This is a genomic window from Devosia sp. Soil_C_22 (genome assembly GCF_057657195.1).
In genome coordinates this window covers 649,520-666,887 of sequence record NZ_JBDGIY010000001.1, presented here as the reverse complement: position 1 = coordinate 666,887, position 17,368 = coordinate 649,520, and the positions used below count along the sequence as shown (strand labels likewise).

Genomic DNA, 17,368 nt, shown 5'->3' with positions numbered 1-17,368 from the left:
GCCGACTCTTCGTCGGGGCGTCGCGGAACTGTCACAATAGCTTCACAGGCTGTGGGCTTGTGTTCGGCCCACTAACCACAGGGGCAGCCCGATGAACGAGTTCCAGGACAACAAGACGCCCGCCGACGTCGAGCGCATCAAGCAGGCCATCGCCGACGATTTTGACGAAGAACTGGAAATGCAGATGGAAGACGACCGGCTCGACGAGCTGGTCGCCGAGGGCATGTCCGGGCCGGCCGAGGATACGCTCGACCGCAAGATCTATTTCCGCGAGCTGTTCCGGTTGCAGCACGAGCTGGTGAAGCTGCAGGACTGGGTGCAGTACAAGAAGCTGAAGATGCTGGTCATCTTCGAGGGCCGCGACAGCGCCGGCAAGGGCGGCGCGATCAAGCGCGTGACGCAGCGGCTCAACCCGCGCACCTGCCGTGTGGTGGCGCTGCCGGCGCCGACCAACAAGGAACAGGGCCAGTGGTATTTCCAGCGCTACGTGCCGCATCTGCCGTCGGCCGGCGAAATGGTGCTGTTCGACCGCTCCTGGTACAACCGCGCCGGCGTCGAGCGGGTGATGGGGTTCTGCACCCAGAGTGAGCTGGAAGAGTTCTTCCGCTCGGTGCCCGAGTTCGAGCGCATGCTGGTCCGTTCCGGCATCATCCTCGTCAAATACTGGTTCTCGATCACCGATGAGGAACAGGAATTCCGCTTCAAGATGCGCATCCACGATCCGCTGAAGCAGTGGAAGCTCAGCCCCATGGACCTCGAGAGCCGGGTGCACTGGGAAGACTATACGCGCGCCAAGGAAGAGATGTTCGACCGCACGCACACGGACGAGGCGCCGTGGTGGGTGGTGCAGGCGGCGGACAAGAAGCGGGCCCGGCTCAACATGATCTCGCACCTGCTGAGCCAGGTGCCCTACGGCGAGGTGCCCAAGGATGAGATCACATTGCCGCCGCGCGTGCGCAGCCCGGACTATGTGCGGCATGCGGTGAAGCCCGAGCTGTACGTGCCGGAAGCGTACTGAGGCCAGACCCCTCACCCGTCCCGGCTTCGCCGGTCCACCCTCTCCCCGACGGGGAGAGGAATAGGGTGATCACCGAACTCTCCGTATTCTTCTCCCCGTCGGGGAGAAGGTGGCGCGTAGCATCGGATGAGGGGTGCGCCACGCACCAACGCGCATTCCCGCCATGCAGCGACGACCAGATGTGAGGATCGAGCCGGTCATGCAAGATTACGACTCGGGGGACAGGCTCATGGACAGTTACGATCTCATCGTCATCGGGTCGGGGCCGGCGGGGCGGCGGGCGGCGATCCAGGCGGCCAAGCTCGGCAAATCGGTGCTGGTGGTGGAAAACCGGCTGCGCGTCGGCGGAGTATCGGTGCATACCGGCACGATCCCGTCGAAGACACTGCGCGAGACGGTGCTGAACCTGTCGGGCTGGCGCGAGCGCGGGTTTTACGGCCTCGCCTATCGGGTGAAGAAGGATATCGAGGGTCGCGACCTCGGCGCGCGCCTACGCATGACGCTCGACTACGAAATCGACGTGCTGGAGCACCAGTTCGCGCGCAACGGCGTGCGCACCGTTGCCGGCAAGGCGCGCTTCACCGATCCGCACACGATCGTCGTGAAAAATGGCGATGACAGCGAGCACAGCTTCGGCTTCGACAACGCGGTGATCGCGGTCGGCACGGCGCCGTATCGGCCCAGGCACATCCCGTTCAACGAGACGAGCGTGTTCGACAGCGACAATGTCGCGTCCGACCCGCGCGTGCCCAGGAGCCTGACGGTGGTGGGTGCCGGGGTGATCGGGCTCGAGTATGCGACGATCTTTTCGGCCATGGACGTGCCGGTGACGCTGGTCGAACCGCGCGCGCAGTTCCTCGAATTCATCGATCGCGAGATCATCGAGGAATTCGTGCACGAGCTGCGCAAGCGTGGCATGCAGCTGCGGCTCGGCGTAAAGGTCGACGCGGTAGAGCTCGACAACCAGGGCTGGACGGTCTCGACGCTTTCCGACGGGCGGAAGATCCGCACCGAGATGCTGCTCTATGCGGCGGGCCGCGTCGGCGCGACGGCGGGGCTGGGGCTCGAGACCTGCGAGCTCGAGGCGGACGAGCGCGGGCGGCTGAAGGTCGATCCCCGCACCTTCCAGACGACGGCGCCCAATATCTATGCCGCCGGCGACGTGATCGGCTTTCCCTCGCTGGCCTCGACGGCGATGGAGCAGGGCCGGATCGCGGCCTGCCACGCCTTCGGCGCGCCGATCCCCCCTGCCCCGGAATATTTCCCCTACGGCATCTATGCGGTGCCCGAGATTTCCACCGTCGGGCTGACCGAGGCCGAGGTGAAGGCCAAGAACATCGCCTATGAATGCGGCATCGCCCGCTTCCGCGAGACTTCGCGCGGGCACATCATGGGCCTGCAGGGCGGCATGATGAAGCTGATCTTCTCGCTGAAGACGCGGCGGCTGCTGGGCGCGCATATCATCGGCGAAGGCGCGACCGAGCTCATCCATATCGGCCAGGCGGTGCTGAACCTCAAAGGCACGGTGGATTACTTCGTCGAGAACGCCTTCAACTATCCTACGCTGGCTGAAGCCTACAAGATCGCGGCGCTTGACGCGTTCAATCGCATGCCGCCAAGGGATGTGGTGCCGACGCAGTAGGCGTCGGCCAGCCGACTTTCCTCAGACGCGATGTCATCCCTGCGAAAGCGGGGATCCATGGCACGGCCCGCGCTGGCGGAGAGGTGGATCCCTGCTTTCGCAGGGATGACAGCCGGTGAGTGGGCGAATATCAGTCCTCCGCCGACCCGACGCAGCAATGTCGATCCGTCCTGCCGCCATTCGACCATCTTCCGTAACGACACGGGAGACGGCAAATGGACTGGATGCGGATGGGCGGCGAGACGCCCGAAGCTGACGCAATCGGCGGGCTCGCGGCGGATCGGGCCTGGCGGCTTGGCCCGGGCACGCGCCTGCCGCCGGCCGACGACGACCTCAGCCAACTGGTCAGCTTGAAGCGGGCGGAGGCGCGGCGTAAGGGTTCTGTCCCCGTTTTCGCGAAGGTTTTCCAATGGCTGAGGGCAAGAACCCCATCGATCCCGTCAAACTCGACCGCCTCGCGGAGGTCGCGATCAAGGTGGGGCTCAGGCTCGAGCCAGGCCAGGACCTGATCCTCACCGCGCCGATGTCGGCGCTGCCCCTGGTGCGCAAGATCGTCGAGCATGCCTACAAGGCCGGCGCCGGCGTCGTGCAGCCGATCTTTGCCGACGAGGAGATCACCCTCAACCGCTACCGCTACGCGCAGGATGCGAGCTTCGACAAGGCGCCGGGCTGGCTGTTCGAGGGCATGGCCAAGGCGTTCGAGGGTAATGCCGCCCGCCTCGCCATTTCGGGCGACAACCCGATGATGCTCGCGCAGCAGGATCCGGCCAAGGTGGCGCGCGCCAACCGCGCGACCTCGATGGCCTACCGCCCGGCGCTCGAGAAGATCACCGGCTTCGACATCAACTGGAACATCGTCTCCTACCCCAATCCGGCCTGGGCCAAGCTGGTGTTCCCCGACGACAGCGAAGAGATCGCGATGGGCAAGCTGGCCGAGGCGATCTTCGCCGCCAGCCGTGTCGACCGCGAGGACCCGATCTCCGAGTGGCACGCGCATAATGCCAAGCTCAAGGAGCGCTGGACCTGGCTCAACGGGCACCGCTTCGCGTCGCTGCACTATACCGGACCGGGCACCGACCTGACCATCGGGCTCGCCGACGAGCATCGCTGGAAGGGCGGCGCGTCGGAGGCCAAGAATGGCATTACCTGCAACCCGAACATCCCGACCGAGGAAGTGTTCACCACCCCCCACAGCCAGCGCGTTTCGGGCTATGTGCGCTCGACCAAGCCACTGAGCCATAACGGCACGCTGATCTCGGACATCCAGGTGAAGTTCGAGGGCGGCCGCATCGTCGAGGCGAAGGCTTCGCAGGGCGAAGCGGTGCTGCTCAAGGTCCTTGATACCGACGAAGGCTCGCGCCGGCTGGGCGAAGTGGCACTGGTGCCGCATAGCTCGCCGATCAGCAAGTCGGGCATCCTGTTCTACAACACGCTGTTCGACGAGAACGCTGCCAGCCACATCGCGCTCGGCCAATGCTACGCCGACTGCTTCATCAACGGCACCAAGCTTTCGCCAGATGAGATTGCAGCGCGTGGCGGCAACAAGAGCCTGATCCACACCGACTGGATGATCGGTTCGGATCAGATAGACATCGACGGCATCAAGCCCGACGGCAGCAAAGTACCGGTCATGCGTAAAGGCGAATGGGCGTGAAGTAAGGGGGCATGCGCAGCCCGCTTCTCAACATGAGTTAACCATCGGGGTAATTGCCCGATCGCCGCGCTCCACTAGAGCGCGGCGATTAATCTTTTGCAGCATTGGACGACCATAGCATCGGGAGAGGACCGAGGAGCTCATGGTCAACAGACAGGATCGGCGGGGCGGCGTTGCGGAGGCCGCGCTGGAAACGCTGCGCAAGATCAGCGCCGCGACCGGCATTTCGGTGTGGCGCTGGGATGCAGCGTCCGATCGTGTGCGGCACGAGGAGTTCGACGGCAGCGAGGCCGCGCTGGACATACCGCTCGGGCAGATGCTGAAGCTGATCGACCAACGCGACCGCCAGCGGGTACGGCGCCGGCTGCACAACGCGGTCGGCTCGACGAAGACCGGTCGGTTCCCGTTCAGGAGCAGGACGGCCGACGGCAGCGTGCGCCAGTTCCAGGCCACGCATTTCCCGGCCGGACCCGACACGGTGCAGATCATCGTGCAGGACGTGACGCGCGCGCACGAGGCGGAGAAGGCGCTGCGCGAGAGCGAGGACCACCATCGCCACGCCATCGCGCTCAACCCCGAAGTGCCGTGGCTGGCCGATGCCGAGGGCAATATCATCGAGTTCGGACCGCGCTGGCTGGACCTGGTCGATCTCGACACGCAGGGCACGCTGGGCCAGGGCTGGGCCAGCGCGCTGCACCCGGACGACATGACGTCGACGATCGTCAGGTGGCAGGCCTCGATCGCCTCGGGCGAGCCCGTCGACCTCGAATACCGCCTGCGGCTGAAGAGCGGACAGTATCGCTGGATGCGGGCACGGGCAGCGGCGCGGCGCGACGCCGGGGGCAGGATCTTGCGCTGGTACGGCACGCTCGAAAATATCCACGACCGCAAGATCGCCGAGGCGGCTTTGCGCGAAAGCGAGGCCTTTGCGCGCTCGATCCTCGAGGCGAGCGCCAACGCCATCGAGGTGCTGGATTTCGGCGGACACCTGATCTTCATGAACGGGCCGGGCATCCGCATCATGGAGGTGGACGACTTCGCCGCCATTCGCGGCCGGCCGTTCGAGCAGTTCTGGCCCGAGAGCGCGCAGGCGAGCATCCGCCATGCCATGGCCAAGGCCCGGCGCGGCGAGACGGCGCGGCATACGCTGTACGGCCCCACGGCCAAGGGCAAGCCGCGTTGGTGGGACATCACGGTGTCGCCGATCTTCGGTGAGAATGGCGAGGTGGCGCGGCTGCTGGCGCTATCCAGCGACGTCACCGACGCCAAGCATAACGAGGCCGAGATCGCCTATCTGGCGCATCACGACAGCCTGACCGGTCTGCCCAACCGCATGCGGTTCCACGAGCGGCTGGCCGAAACGCTGGAAAAGCTGGGCGACGACCAGCTCGCGGTGCTGTCGGTCGATCTCGACGACTTCAAGCTGATCAACGACACCATGGGGCACCAGGCGGGTGACGTGTTGCTGCGCGCGGTGGCGGCGCGGCTGAGGCAATGCGGCAAGCGCGCCGACATGGTGGTGCGGCTGGGCGGCGACGAGTTCGCGGTGCTGCTGCCGCTCGAGCAGGAGAATGATGCGGCCGAGATGGCGCAAGCCATCCTCGACGCGCTGGTCCGGCCGTTCCCGATCGAGGGGGGCCTGGTGGAGATCGGCGCGAGCATCGGCATCGCGGTGGCGCCACGCGACGGGCGGGACGCCGAAAGCCTGATGCATGCCGCCGACGTGGCGCTGTACCGGGTGAAAGGCCAGAAGGGTCGCGACTACCGCTATTTCGAGCCGGCGATGGACGAAGCACTGCGGCTCAGGCGCGAGATGAAGCGTGAGCTGGCGCAGGCGCTGAGCCGTGGAGAATTCCACGTCGTCTATCAGCCGCAGGTGGATATCGAGCAGAAGCACCTAGTGGGCTTCGAGGCGTTGCTGCGCTGGCGCTCGCCCAAGCATGGCGACGTCTCGCCGATGGTGTTCGTGCCGCTGGCCGAGGAAAGCGGGCTGATCGAGCAGATCGGCGCCTTCGTGCTACGCCAGGCTTGCGCCGACGCGACCAAATGGCCGAGCACAATATCGCTGGCGGTGAACCTCTCGGCAGTGCAGTTCCGCAATGGCGGAGCGCTGCGTGCCATGAAGCGCGCGCTGGAAGACTCGGGCCTGCCGCCCGAACGGCTCGAGGTGGAAATCACCGAGTCGGTGCTGCTCGACGAAGGGGTCGAGGCCATCGCCACGCTCGAGGAGTTCCACCGCATGCAGGTCCGGGTGGCGCTCGACGATTTCGGCACCGGCTATTCGTCGCTGAGCTACCTGCGGCGCTTTCCGTTCGACAAGATCAAGATCGACCGCTCCTTCATCACGGACCTGCCGCGCTCGGAGGAGTCGGCCGCAATCGTACGGGCCATCGTCGGGCTCGGGCGCTCGCTCAAAGCGCGGGTGATCGCCGAGGGGGTGGAGACCTGGGAGCAGCTGCTGATGCTGAGCACCGAGGGTTGCCATGAGGCGCAGGGATATCTGTTCAGTCCGCCCCTGCCGCAAGGCCGCGCGCGTGCCCTGGCGCGCACCGGCTTCGGCAACCAGGAACTGCCCGACGTGCGTGAGCGCAAGCGCAGCTAGAGCCACCAACTATTGCTTAACTCGCCGGCCCTAGGCTGCCGCGACAACCCGATCCCGCGACAATGTTCGACAAGCAACTGATCGCTGCGCCCCTCGCATCCCTGGCCCTCGACGAGCCGAGGCCGCCGGTGGCCGACCCGGAGCGGATGGCGCAACTGCTCGAGCAGCATGAGGGCCAGGCGCCGTGGAAGATCATCTTTCCCGGGACTGTGGTCCTGTCGGACAAGGCGGCTGAAACCTATGGGCTACAGCCCGAGGGCCCGGTGCCGCTGCAGGACATCGTGAAACTCTACCTCAGCGAGGACCGCGGCAAGCTGCTGACGCTGATCGCGCAGGCGCTGCAGGACCGGCGCGGCTTCCGCTGCCGGCTCAGGATCGAGCGCCCCGACGGGCAGTTGCGGATGATCGAGACGATCGCCGACCTGCGCATCCGCGACGGGCGGGTGACCGAGCTGTTCGGGGTCAGCAAGGACGTTACCGACGAGATGGAGCGCGAGCTCGTGGTGCAGGGCCGGCTGAAGCTGGTGCAGGACCTGATCGGCGAGATGCCGATCCCCATCGCCATGCTCGACGACAAGCTGAAGGTGCTCGACTGCTCGGTGCACTGGCTCAAGGCGCACCGGTTCGTGGAGCGGCGCGAGGTGGTAGGGCGAACATTGCCGCAGCTGTTTCCGGAGATGGGACCCGAGCAAGCCGGCGAATATGCGCTGGCGCTGACCGGCCAGGCGGTGAAGACGCGCCGGGTGTTCATCAGCCCGACCACCGGACAGCCGGTACAGTTCGCAACGATGATCACGCCGTGGTTCGTCGCCGACCGCAAGGTGGGCGGCATCACCATCACCGTGGGCTGGTCGGAGATCGCGACGGTCAAGGGCTCGGCAACCGCCGCACCGCAGCCGGTCGAGGACTTTGACGGCTCGCTGCTGGATATGCTGAAGACGGTGATCTGAGGGCGGATGGGTTAACTCTCGCATCGAGCGGGAAGGGTACCCCCACCCCTGTCCCCCTCCCCGCAAGGGGGAGGGAGACCCTTCCAACTGGTTCGGTGCATGTGGGACGAGGACTTGCGAGCGAAGGTCACCTCCCCCGTTGCGGGGGAGGGACAGGGTGGGGGGTATCTTCCCGCACCGGCCCTTGCGGCACCTCAGCTTTTGAACCATTGAACGCGGCATGACCCTGCCGCCGCTTCCCATCGACGATGCCCTGCCTGCGCTGCGTGCGGCGCTCGAGGCCGGCACGCAGGCGGTGCTCGTCGCGCCGCCGGGCGCGGGCAAGACGACACGGGTGCCGCTGGCGCTGCTCGATGCGGCGTGGCGCGGTGACGACAAGATCGTGATGCTGGAGCCGCGACGGCTCGCGGCACGGGCGGCGGCGCGGCGGATGGCGCAGACGCTGGGTGAGGACGTTGGCGCGACGGTCGGCTACCGGGTGCGGCTTGATGCGCGCGTGTCGGCCAAGACGCGGATCGAGGTGGTGACCGAAGGCGTGTTCACGCGGATGATCCTCGATGACCCCGAACTCACCGGCATCGCGGCGGTGATCTTCGACGAGTTCCACGAGCGCAGCTTCGATGCCGATCTCGGCCTGGCACTGGCGCTCGATGCCGGGGCGCTGCGCGACGACCTGCGTGTCCTCGTGATGTCGGCGACGATCGACGGGGCTCGGGTTTCGGCCTTGCTCGACGATGCGCCGGTGGTGACGTCGGAGGGGCGGGCCTTTCCGGTCGAAACGATCTGGCGCGATCGCGATCCGTTGGTGCGGATCGAGGATCAGGTGACGAGCGTGGTGCTGGAGGCGCTGCGGGAGCAACCTGGCTCGGCATTGGTGTTCCTGCCGGGACAGGCGGAGATTTCGCGGGTGGCGGAGCGGCTGGCCGGACGCGTGCCAGGCGATGTCGACGTCGCGCCGCTCTATGGGCAGCTGACGCCGGAGCAGCAGGATTTCGCCGTGCAGTCGGCGCCAAAGGGCCGGCGCAAGGTGGTGCTGGCGACCTCGATTGCGGAAACCTCGCTGACCATCGAGGGGGTGCGGATCGTCGTCGACTCGGGGCTCAGGCGCGCACCGGCCTACGAGCCGGCGACAGGGCTGACCGTGCTCGAAACGCGAAAGGTGTCGCGGGCGGCGGCGGACCAGCGGCGGGGGCGTGCGGGGCGCGTCGAGCCGGGCGTGTGCTACCGGCTGTGGGCCGAGGGGCAGCACGCGGCGCTGCAGGCCTTCGATGCACCGGAAATGCTGGAGGCGGACCTTGCCGGGCTGGCGCTCGATCTTGCCGGCTGGGGCGTCGCCGACCCGGCGCAGTTGCGCTTTCTCGATCCGCCGCCGGGACCGGCATGGAACGAGGCGGTGACGCTGCTCAAGGGGCTGGAGGCGCTGGACGGCGAGGGCCGGATCACCGCCGAGGGCAAGGCGCTGGGGCGCATGCCGCTGCATCCGCGGCTGGCGCACATGATCCATCGCGCCGCCGAGGAAGACGACGCGCTGACGGCGGCGGAACTGGCGGTGCTGCTGGGCGAACGCGGGCTCGGCGGCGACAGCACCGACCTCGTGCACCGGCTCGAGCGGTTTTCGCGCGAGCGCGGCAAGCGGGCGGACGAGGCGCACGGGCTGGCGCGGCGCTGGGCCCAGATGGCGGGCAATACTGGCACCGGCGGCGAGGCCGGGCGGCATCTGGCGCGGGCCTATCCCGACCGGGTAGCGCAACAGGCCGGGGCACGCGGGCGCTATCGGCTCGCCAATGGGCGGCAGGCGAGCCTCGAGGAGACCGATGCGCTGGCAACGGCGCCATATCTCGTGGTGACCGATGTCACCGGCGCGGCGGCGACGGGGCGGATCCGGGCGGCGGCGGCGATCGAGCGGGCGACGATCGAGGAGCTGTTCGCCGGCCAGATCGTCGACGAGACGGTGATGGCGTTCGACCGGGGCTCAAAGAGCGTGCGGGCACGGCGGGTGCGGCGGCTCGGTGCGCTGCGGCTCGACGAAGCGCCGGTGGCGATCGCCGATGTCGAGGCGGCGGCGCGCGCGCTGGCGGAGGGGATCGCGGGGCTCGGGATTTCACAGCTACCGTGGACCAAGGAACAGCGGGCGCTGGGGGAGCGGGCGAGCTATCTGCGCGGCGCGGTGGGTGAGGAGTGGCCGGACCTCTCGGATGCAGCGCTGGCGGCCGATGTCGGCTGGCTGGTGCCGGCGATCACGGGGAGGACGGCGCTCAGCGAGATTGGCGCCGACGATCTGGCGGGAGCGCTGGAGGGGCTGCTGCCGTGGGCCAAGCGGCAGGAGATGGAGCGGCTGCTGCCCTCGCATTTCGATGCGCCGTCCGGATCGCGGCTGCCGATCGACTATGCGGCGGAGAACGGGCCGGCGCTGGAAGTGCGGGTGCAGGAATTGTTCGGGATGGACAAGCATCCGTCGGTCGCGGGTGGCAAGGTGCCCCTGCTGCTGGTGCTGCTCTCGCCGGCGCATCGGCCGATCCAGACGACGCGAGATCTGCCGGGCTTCTGGCGCGGCAGCTGGAAGGACGTGGCGAAGGATCTGAAGGGGCGGTACCCGCGGCATTATTGGCCGGAGGATCCGGCGGTGGCGGTGGCGACGGCGCGGGCGAAGCCACGGGGGACTTGAGTCTATCGAGAGAGACGGCCCCCTCCCGGCCTCCCCCATAAAGGGGGAGGTGAAGAGTCGAGTTTGTGGCTCCGATCGAGCCTGACGCACCGGTAGAGCACCTCCCCCTCTATGGGGGAGGATGGGAGGGGGTCGTCTGCTTCGGCGAAACTTAGCCCCGTCCCGCTGCCTTCAGCACCGCCAGGAACTCCGCGCCATAGCGCTTCAACTTGCTCTCACCCACTCCCGAAATCGTGGCCAGTTCGGCCATGGTCTGCGGGCGGTCCATGGCCATTTCGCGCAGGGTGGTGTCGTGGAACACCACGTAGGGCGGCACGCCCTGGGCCTTGGCGATGGTGGCGCGTTCGGCGCGCAGGGCGTCGAACAGGGCCTGGGCGGGACCGGGGAGCGCCACGGCGTTCTGGAGCGAGCGGCGGGTTTCGGTGGCTTTTCGCGGGCGGTCGCGGCGCAGGGTGACCTTGCGCTCGCCCTTGAACACGGCGCGCGAGTCCTGGCCGAGATGCAGGGCGCCGAAGCTGTGATCGACGGTGATCAGGCCCATGGCAGTGAGCTGTCGGATCACTGATTGCCACGAGCGCTGGTCGAGATCCTTGCCCTGGCCGAAGACGGGCTGATCCTGGTGCGAAAACTGGATGACCTTGTCGGTGACCTTGCCCACCAGCACATCGACGATGTGGCCGGCGCCGAAGCGCTGGCCGGTGCGGTAGACAGCGGCCATGGCCTTGATGGCGGCATCGGTGCCATCCCAGGTCTCGACCGGCGAGAGGCAGGTGTCGCAGTTGCCGCAGCCGCCGGCATGGCCCTCGCCGAAATGGGCGAGGATGGCCTTGCGGCGGCAGTCCGGGGTTTCGCAGAGCGCTAGCAGCGCGGTGAGCTTGGAACGCTCGACGCGCTTCACCTCGTCGGGGGCATTGCCCTCGTCGATCATGCGGCGGCGCTGGGCGACATCGGACATGCCGTAGCACATCCAGGCCTCGGCCGGCAGGCCGTCGCGGCCGGCGCGGCCGGTTTCCTGGTAGTAGGCCTCGATCGAGGATGGCAGGTCCATGTGCGCGACGTAGCGGACATCGGGCTTGTCGATGCCCATGCCGAAGGCGACGGTGGCGACGAGGCAGAGCGACTCTTCCTTGAGGAAGGCGTCCTGGTTGGCGGCGCGGTCGCGGGCGTTCATGCCGGCGTGGTAGGGCAGCGCGCGAATGCCCTGCTTGTTGAGCCACTCGGCGGTGGTGTCGACCTTGGCGCGGCTCAGGCAATAGACGATGCCGGAATTGCCGTTGTGACGGGCGAGGAAGCTCTTCAGCTGCGCCCGCGCGTTGTCACGCTCGACGATCGAGTAGCTGATGTTGGGCCGATCGAAGCTGGTGGTGAAGACGCGGGCCTCGCCGAGGCCGAGGCGATCGATGATGTCTTCGCGGGTAGTCGGATCGGCGGTGGCGGTGAGCGCGATGCGCGGCACGCCGGGATAGTCGGCGGCGAGGTTGGTGAGCTCGCGATACTCGGGGCGGAAATCGTGGCCCCATTGCGAAACGCAATGCGCTTCGTCGATGGCGATGAGGGCGATCTTCACCCCCTGCATCATCGACTTGAAGCCGGGCAGAACGATGCGCTCAGGGGCGACATAGAGCAGGTCGAGCGTGCCGGACTTGAGGTCGCGGAAGGTTTTCGAGGACTCTTCCGAGCTGATCGAGGAGTTGAGCGTCGCGGCGTTGACGCCGGCCTGGCGCAGCGCTTCGACCTGGTCGCGCATCAGCGCGATGAGCGGGGAGACGACGATGCCGACGCCCGGCCGGGCCAGCGCTGGCACCTGGTAGCACATCGATTTGCCGGCGCCGGTGGGGAACAGCACCACCGCGTCGCCGCCGCCGGAAACATGGCGCACCACATCTTCCTGCTGGCCACGGAAACTCGCGTGGCCGAACACCGTGCGGAGAATGTCCGCGGGGTCCTGCGGAGCAGTGTCGAACAGCGACTCAAGCATGGGTGCATAGAGTCGGATGGTGGGGGATAGGGTCAAGGGTTTGTTGGTGCACGAAGCCGTCAGAGCGTGGGGCAGCACCCCCTCCGAGCTGCGCTAGTTCGCTGACGCTCACAAGCTGCGCTTGCCTCCCCCATCGAGGGGGAGGTGGTGCGTGGGGTACGGTCGTGCCTACCTCACTGGCCGGCACCTCCCCCTTGATGGGGGAGGCTGGGAGGGGTGGGGCGGCAAGCGCAGTTCCCTCATTCGTGGTCGATGAAGGCCAGCGCCGTTTCGGCCATCCTCGGCTCGGTCATCATGGTGTAGTGGGTGACGCCGGGGAGGATGGCGAGGCGGTTGGCGTTCATGCCGGAGCCGTCCCAGAGGGCATCCTGCAGGCCGCCGCCGAGCAGCTCGAAGAACTTGGCGACGTGGCTGGTGCGGACGGCGTCCCAGTCGCCGTAGATCAGCTGGACCGGCACGGTGAGCTTGGGCACGTCGGCCGAGAAATCATAGTCCTGGCCCATGTAGGTCATCTGGTCGAGCAGCTTGGGGAAATTGGTCTCGGGGTCGGGGTTGGCGGCGGCGAAGCTCTCGTAGAGGGGCGAGCCCTTCATGCTCTCGGCCTGGCTGGCATCCAGCGAGCGCATGCCCTGCTGGTTATAGTCGTGCCAGCCGGAATAGGCGAAGGGCGCCGAGGCGATGACCAGGCGGTCGACCAGCTCGGGATGGGCGAGCGCGAGGCGGAGGCCGATGGTGCCGCCCATCGAGTAGCCGACGACATCGACGGTGTCGTGGCCGAGCGCGCGGATCACCTCGGCGACGTCCGCCGCCATGTTGTCAAAACTCATCGGCCGGTCGAGCGGGCCGGTATGGCCGTGGCCCTGGGCTTCGACGGCGATCACCTCATGGTCTGCGGCGAGCAACGGGATGATGGGGCCGAAATTGTCGATGGTCATCAGGCCGCCATGCAACAGCACGAGCGGCGAGCCGCTGCCATAGGTCGCGTAATAGACCTCGCCGCCGGTGACGGGGACAAAACCGGACTTGGTGGGGGTGGACATGGTGGGGGTTCCTTCTTGAGCAATGGCCGGCAGGGCGGAAGCAAAGCCAGTGAGGATGGCGATGGCAAGGACAGTGCGTCTGAGCATTTTTCGGTTCCTTGGGTCGGGCAGGCGTTGGGCATGGCTTCGCCAGGGCCCGCGGTGGGGGGGCGAAATCGATGGTTCAGTGGTTGTGTCCCCTCACCCGTCTCGGCCTTCGGCCGATCCACCCTCTCCCCGACGGGGAGAGGAATAGGGGTTATCGCCGCACTCTCGGCATTCTTCTCCCCGTCGGGGAGAAGGTGGCGCGTAGCGCCGGATGAGGGGTCTTCGGGCTAGCCTTCGGCTCGCTTCATTCGATCCCTCCCGTAGCGAGGTGGGTAGCGAGCTTGTCGAAGCTCTCGAGCACGCCTTCGCGGAAGCCGCGGCGCATCACGGCGGCCTTGTTCTCGGCGGTATCGAAGAAGGCCTCGATGGTGAGCCGGGTGCGGTCGTCGCCGAGGTCGGTGAAAGTGATGATGCGCAGGAAGCTCGGCGGCGGGTTGTCGCCGAACACCTCGTCGTCGAGCTGGGCGTTGCGATAGACGATGCGCTCGGGCGGGGTGATCTCGATGAAGATGCTGTCGGCCGGATAGTCGCGGCCATCGGGACCACGCATGACCTGGTGCCACCTGCCACCTTCCCTGAAGTCGAGCTCGACCACCGGGTTGGTGAAGCCCTTGGGGCCCCACCATTGGGCCAGGTGATAGGGATCGGCGAACATCCTCCAGACCAGCTCGCGCGGTGCGGGCAGCACCCGCTCGAGCTCGAGGCGACGGTCGTCGGGGATGGCGGCGAGGTTGTCGAGCATCGGATCAGCCCTTGGTCAGTTCGCTCAGGATCTCGTCCATGACGGAGAAACCGTGGCGCATGCCGACTTCCATGCCGGAGGCGACCATGCCGTCGCGATCCTCGATGCTGTCGTAGTTCGAGACGGACTTGTAGTGGGTGACGCCGTTTTCTTCGCTGAAGGTATGGGTCTCGAGCAGGGTCTTGCCGAAGAACATGTTCTCCATGCCGAAGGTCCAGACGAACTTTTCGGGCGCGACGATTTCGCGGTACTCGCCGACGAAGATGTAGTCCTGGCCGTCCGGCTCGTGCGAGATGATGCGCCACTTGCCGCCGGGGCGGAAGTCGAAGGCGGTGATCTCGTTGCGCTGGCCGTCGGTGCCCCACCAGCGCACGACATGCTGCGGGTCGGTCATCACCTTCCACACCAGCGCACGCGGGGCGTCAAAGGTGCGGGTGGCGATGAAGACCGGCTCATTGGCCGGGGCTTCGGTCTTGAGGTTGTCGATAGGCATCTGCATCTCCTTGAATTTGATCAGGTAATCGGTGAGACGGTCGAGGCTTTCGTGCCAGAACCGCCAGTAGGCGACGAACCAGTGGGGAGCCGGAGAGTGGGGCAAAGCTCCGCCGCGACGCCGCCGGTAGAAGGCGAGCGCGATAACCTTTCGGTCCTGCATCGGTTTTCCGGCCCCGGTGGGGCCCTAGTTTCTAGGGCCGCCGGGGTCCCCTTTCTGGAGTTCGGCGAGGTAGTCGCCGAGGCGATCGAGGCTTTCGTCCCAGAAGCGGCGATAGGCCTCGACCCAGTCGGCAACCTCGGCCATCGGGGCCGCTTCGAGCTTGCAGGGACGCCACTGGGCCTCCTTGCCGCGTGAAATCAGGCCGGCCTTTTCCAGGACCTTGAGGTGCTTGGACACCGCGGCCATGGACATGTCGTAGGGCTCGGCCAGCTCGCCAACGGTCGCTTCGCCCTGGGCCAGCCGGGCAAGGATGCCACGGCGGGTGGGGTCGGCGAGAGCGGAGAGCGTCATGGACAGGCGATCAGTCATCTTCCGTCTCGGTTCAGGGTCGTGAGCATTCCTCAACCCGCAAGTTCTAAACTGATTGGTTGAATACATCCGCGGGAGACGGTTGTCAACCGATCGGTTAAAAACAAATCAGGCGGGGATGAGCGCGGCCGAAACCAGCTTGATCGAGCGGCGCCGATTGTCGGGATCGGTCTTGCCGACGCGCACGGCATCCGGGAAGGCGAACTCGAGCTCGAGATGGCCGGCAGCCGCGGAGGTGAGCGCGGCGGGAATGGGGAGCGAGAAATCCTGCGGGGGGGCGCCGGTGACGGTGAGCGTGCCGATCTCCTCGCCATTGGCGCGGACGACGACACGCTGGGTCGGCTGCCGGTCGGTGTTCACGGCGGTGAGCTTCAGGTTCAGCATCAGGGCGGTGGCCGGCTCGGGATAGACGAAGCGCAGGCGGGCGCTGGTGCCGACGGCGTGGTTGCCGTCGCCGGCAGGGCCCTCCCAGCCGCAGACGCGCAGGGGCTTGGCCACGGCCCTGCCCTTGTCGGTGAAATCGACAACGGTGCCCAGCGCATAAGTGCCGGCGACGGGCTGGTTGAGGCAGGTGGTGGTCTTGTCGATGTAGTAGGCTCGGTAGTCGGGCGGCACGTCGGGGTGGAGCATCAGCCAGAAGACCGCGAGCTCGAACAGCGCGACAGCGCCGGCAATGAGGTAGAGACCGAGGCGCAGGGTGCTAGACAAGGGCGAGGTACCCCGTGAGCCAGCCGGTGGTGGCAAAGTAACCGCCGGCGAGAAGGGCGAGCAGCGCGACCGCAAAGACGGCGCGCCTGATGGCGAGCAACTGGCAGAAGGCCAGCGCCACCGGGCCGAGCGCGGCGGTGAAGCGCAGCATCGAGGCCATGCCGGCAAAGAGCGGCGCGGTGAGGCACAGCAGCGCGTAGACGCCCATTGCGTGTTGCCGGCGAACGAGCAGGTAGATGGAGAGAGCGAAGCCGGTCAGCGTCGCCACACCCAGTATCTGCGACGCGGTCGGAATCCAGCCGCCATCCTTGGGCAGGTCGAGGAGCGCGTTGAGGACGAAGACCGGCGGCAAGCCGGTGGGGCGGGCCCACGCGCGCTGCACATGGCTGAAGGCGATGCCGTCGCCGATATGCAGATGCAGGTAGAGGATGTAGGCGAACAGCCCGAGCGGGGCGACGAGCACCGCGAGGATCAGGTCGGGACGGCGCAACGTCGCCGGCACGAAGTCGCGCCAGGTCCCGCCAGCCTCGCGATGGGCGCGCCAGATCTCGATGACGATCGCAAAGACGATGAAGCAGCCGACGATGCGGGTGGCCGAAAGCAAAGCCGCCAGCACGCCGGCGAGGAGAAAGCGGCGTGAGCGCAGCGCGACGAAGACCGCGATAGTGAGGAAGAGGAACAGCACCTCGGTATAGAAGGTGGTGAACCAGATCGAGAACGGGCCGGCCAGCACATAGGCCGAGAACAGCGTGTAGGCGCGCAGGTTCTTGTTGAGCAGCGGCCAGGCGAGACGCGCCGTGGCAAGGCTGAAGACCACCGACAGGACGGTCGCGGCGTGGATGGTCGCGAGGCCGGTGACGGCGCGAAGGCCGGCAACGAGCAGCGGATAGAGCGGGAAGAAGGCCCAGTTGCCGGCATTGATCATGCTCGGCACGGGGAACGGGTCATAGCCCTGCTCGGCCAGCTTGACGTACCACTGGCAGTCCCATTGGCACATATGCTCGGCGAACATGCCGAGCGAGGCATCCGGCACGACCGAGGCGTAGCCGAGATAGCGCAGCATCGCTCCCACCATCGCGAACGCGAGCGGGATGAAGATCAGGACGAGACCGAGGGGGAGAGTGCGGGCTGCGGGGCGCAGCGCTGCGGCTTCACTCATTGGGGCTTCTGCCAGGCCGGAAGTGGCCGAGAACTGCTAACGCAATGCGGCGAAATCATATCCATTCCGAAGGCGCATGGCAGCCATGCGACAACTTTC

The 17,368-nt window shown here is 66.9% G+C and carries 13 protein-coding genes; 6 read left to right on the top strand and 7 right to left on the bottom strand.

The window, feature by feature from the left end; all coding sequences use genetic code 11:
* Nucleotides 1–91 precede the first annotated feature (91 nt).
* The 6 genes from ppk2 to hrpB all read left to right on the top strand — a co-directional run bounded on the left by ppk2 (nucleotide 92) and on the right by hrpB (nucleotide 10,531).
* Nucleotides 92–1,018: a polyphosphate kinase 2 gene (gene ppk2, locus AC3A6I_RS03145; RefSeq protein WP_487541728.1), complete on the top strand. Its 927-nt coding sequence runs from the start codon at nucleotides 92–94 to the stop codon at nucleotides 1,016–1,018.
* A 229-nt stretch (nucleotides 1,019–1,247) separates the two neighbouring features.
* Complete coding sequence (gene sthA / locus AC3A6I_RS03140; protein ID WP_487541727.1) at nucleotides 1,248–2,660, top strand: Si-specific NAD(P)(+) transhydrogenase; 1,413 nt, start codon at nucleotides 1,248–1,250, stop codon at nucleotides 2,658–2,660.
* Nucleotides 2,661–3,069: 409 nt separating this feature from the next.
* Nucleotides 3,070–4,314 (top strand): aminopeptidase, encoded by a 1,245-nt coding sequence (locus AC3A6I_RS03135; protein ID WP_487541726.1) that lies wholly within the window; start codon nucleotides 3,070–3,072, stop codon nucleotides 4,312–4,314.
* A 142-nt stretch (nucleotides 4,315–4,456) separates the two neighbouring features.
* Nucleotides 4,457–6,916 carry a putative bifunctional diguanylate cyclase/phosphodiesterase gene (locus AC3A6I_RS03130; protein WP_487541725.1) on the top strand — a complete coding sequence of 820 codons (2,460 nt, stop codon included), beginning with the start codon at nucleotides 4,457–4,459 and terminating at the stop codon, nucleotides 6,914–6,916.
* Between the two features lie 62 nt (nucleotides 6,917–6,978).
* Nucleotides 6,979–7,866, top strand: coding sequence for a PAS domain-containing protein (locus tag AC3A6I_RS03125; protein ID WP_487541724.1), 888 nt, complete (start codon nucleotides 6,979–6,981; stop codon nucleotides 7,864–7,866).
* 220 nt (nucleotides 7,867–8,086) lie between these two features.
* Nucleotides 8,087–10,531: an ATP-dependent helicase HrpB gene (gene hrpB, locus AC3A6I_RS03120; RefSeq protein WP_487541723.1), complete on the top strand. Its 2,445-nt coding sequence runs from the start codon at nucleotides 8,087–8,089 to the stop codon at nucleotides 10,529–10,531.
* Between the two features lie 151 nt (nucleotides 10,532–10,682).
* Here hrpB and recQ read toward each other — a convergent pair whose 3' ends face one another.
* The 7 genes from recQ to AC3A6I_RS03085 form a co-directional block, all read right to left on the bottom strand.
* Nucleotides 10,683–12,509, bottom strand: coding sequence for a DNA helicase RecQ (recQ, locus tag AC3A6I_RS03115; RefSeq protein ID WP_487541722.1), 1,827 nt, complete (start codon nucleotides 12,507–12,509; stop codon nucleotides 10,683–10,685).
* Nucleotides 12,510–12,748: 239 nt separating this feature from the next.
* Nucleotides 12,749–13,636 carry an alpha/beta fold hydrolase gene (locus tag AC3A6I_RS03110; protein ID WP_487541721.1) on the bottom strand — a complete coding sequence of 296 codons (888 nt, stop codon included), beginning with the start codon at nucleotides 13,634–13,636 and terminating at the stop codon, nucleotides 12,749–12,751.
* 244 nt (nucleotides 13,637–13,880) lie between these two features.
* A complete protein-coding gene (locus AC3A6I_RS03105) occupies nucleotides 13,881–14,378 on the bottom strand; it encodes an SRPBCC domain-containing protein (protein ID WP_487541720.1) in 498 nt (165 codons plus the stop codon).
* Between the two features lie 4 nt (nucleotides 14,379–14,382).
* A complete protein-coding gene (locus AC3A6I_RS03100) occupies nucleotides 14,383–15,033 on the bottom strand; it encodes an SRPBCC family protein (RefSeq protein WP_487541719.1) in 651 nt (216 codons plus the stop codon).
* 24 nt (nucleotides 15,034–15,057) lie between these two features.
* Nucleotides 15,058–15,402 (bottom strand): ArsR/SmtB family transcription factor, encoded by a 345-nt coding sequence (locus tag AC3A6I_RS03095; RefSeq protein ID WP_487541718.1) that lies wholly within the window; start codon nucleotides 15,400–15,402, stop codon nucleotides 15,058–15,060.
* Nucleotides 15,403–15,510: 108 nt separating this feature from the next.
* Complete coding sequence (locus AC3A6I_RS03090) at nucleotides 15,511–16,110, bottom strand: hypothetical protein (RefSeq protein WP_487541717.1); 600 nt, start codon at nucleotides 16,108–16,110, stop codon at nucleotides 15,511–15,513.
* Nucleotides 16,103–17,269, bottom strand: coding sequence for a hypothetical protein (locus AC3A6I_RS03085; RefSeq protein WP_487541716.1), 1,167 nt, complete (start codon nucleotides 17,267–17,269; stop codon nucleotides 16,103–16,105). Before AC3A6I_RS03085 ends, AC3A6I_RS03090 begins: the two co-directional genes overlap by 8 nt.
* Between the last annotated feature and the right edge of the window lie 99 nt (nucleotides 17,270–17,368).

Excerpts from the sequence above, each read along its gene's own strand:
- AC3A6I_RS03110 (WP_487541721.1), bottom strand. The coding sequence starts at position 13,636 with ATGCTCAGACGCACTGTCCTTGCCATCGCCATCCTCACTGGCTTTGCT.
- recQ (WP_487541722.1), bottom strand. The coding sequence starts at position 12,509 with ATGCTTGAGTCGCTGTTCGACACTGCTCCGCAGGACCCCGCGGACATT.
- AC3A6I_RS03105 (WP_487541720.1), bottom strand. The coding sequence starts at position 14,378 with ATGCTCGACAACCTCGCCGCCATCCCCGACGACCGTCGCCTCGAGCTC.
- AC3A6I_RS03130 (WP_487541725.1), top strand. The coding sequence starts at position 4,457 with ATGGTCAACAGACAGGATCGGCGGGGCGGCGTTGCGGAGGCCGCGCTG.
- AC3A6I_RS03095 (WP_487541718.1), bottom strand. The coding sequence starts at position 15,402 with ATGACTGATCGCCTGTCCATGACGCTCTCCGCTCTCGCCGACCCCACC.
- sthA (WP_487541727.1), top strand. The coding sequence starts at position 1,248 with ATGGACAGTTACGATCTCATCGTCATCGGGTCGGGGCCGGCGGGGCGG.
- AC3A6I_RS03125 (WP_487541724.1), top strand. The coding sequence starts at position 6,979 with ATGTTCGACAAGCAACTGATCGCTGCGCCCCTCGCATCCCTGGCCCTC.
- AC3A6I_RS03085 (WP_487541716.1), bottom strand. The coding sequence starts at position 17,269 with ATGAGTGAAGCCGCAGCGCTGCGCCCCGCAGCCCGCACTCTCCCCCTC.
- AC3A6I_RS03100 (WP_487541719.1), bottom strand. The coding sequence starts at position 15,033 with ATGCAGGACCGAAAGGTTATCGCGCTCGCCTTCTACCGGCGGCGTCGC.
- AC3A6I_RS03135 (WP_487541726.1), top strand. The coding sequence starts at position 3,070 with ATGGCTGAGGGCAAGAACCCCATCGATCCCGTCAAACTCGACCGCCTC.
- ppk2 (WP_487541728.1), top strand. The coding sequence starts at position 92 with ATGAACGAGTTCCAGGACAACAAGACGCCCGCCGACGTCGAGCGCATC.
- hrpB (WP_487541723.1), top strand. The coding sequence starts at position 8,087 with ATGACCCTGCCGCCGCTTCCCATCGACGATGCCCTGCCTGCGCTGCGT.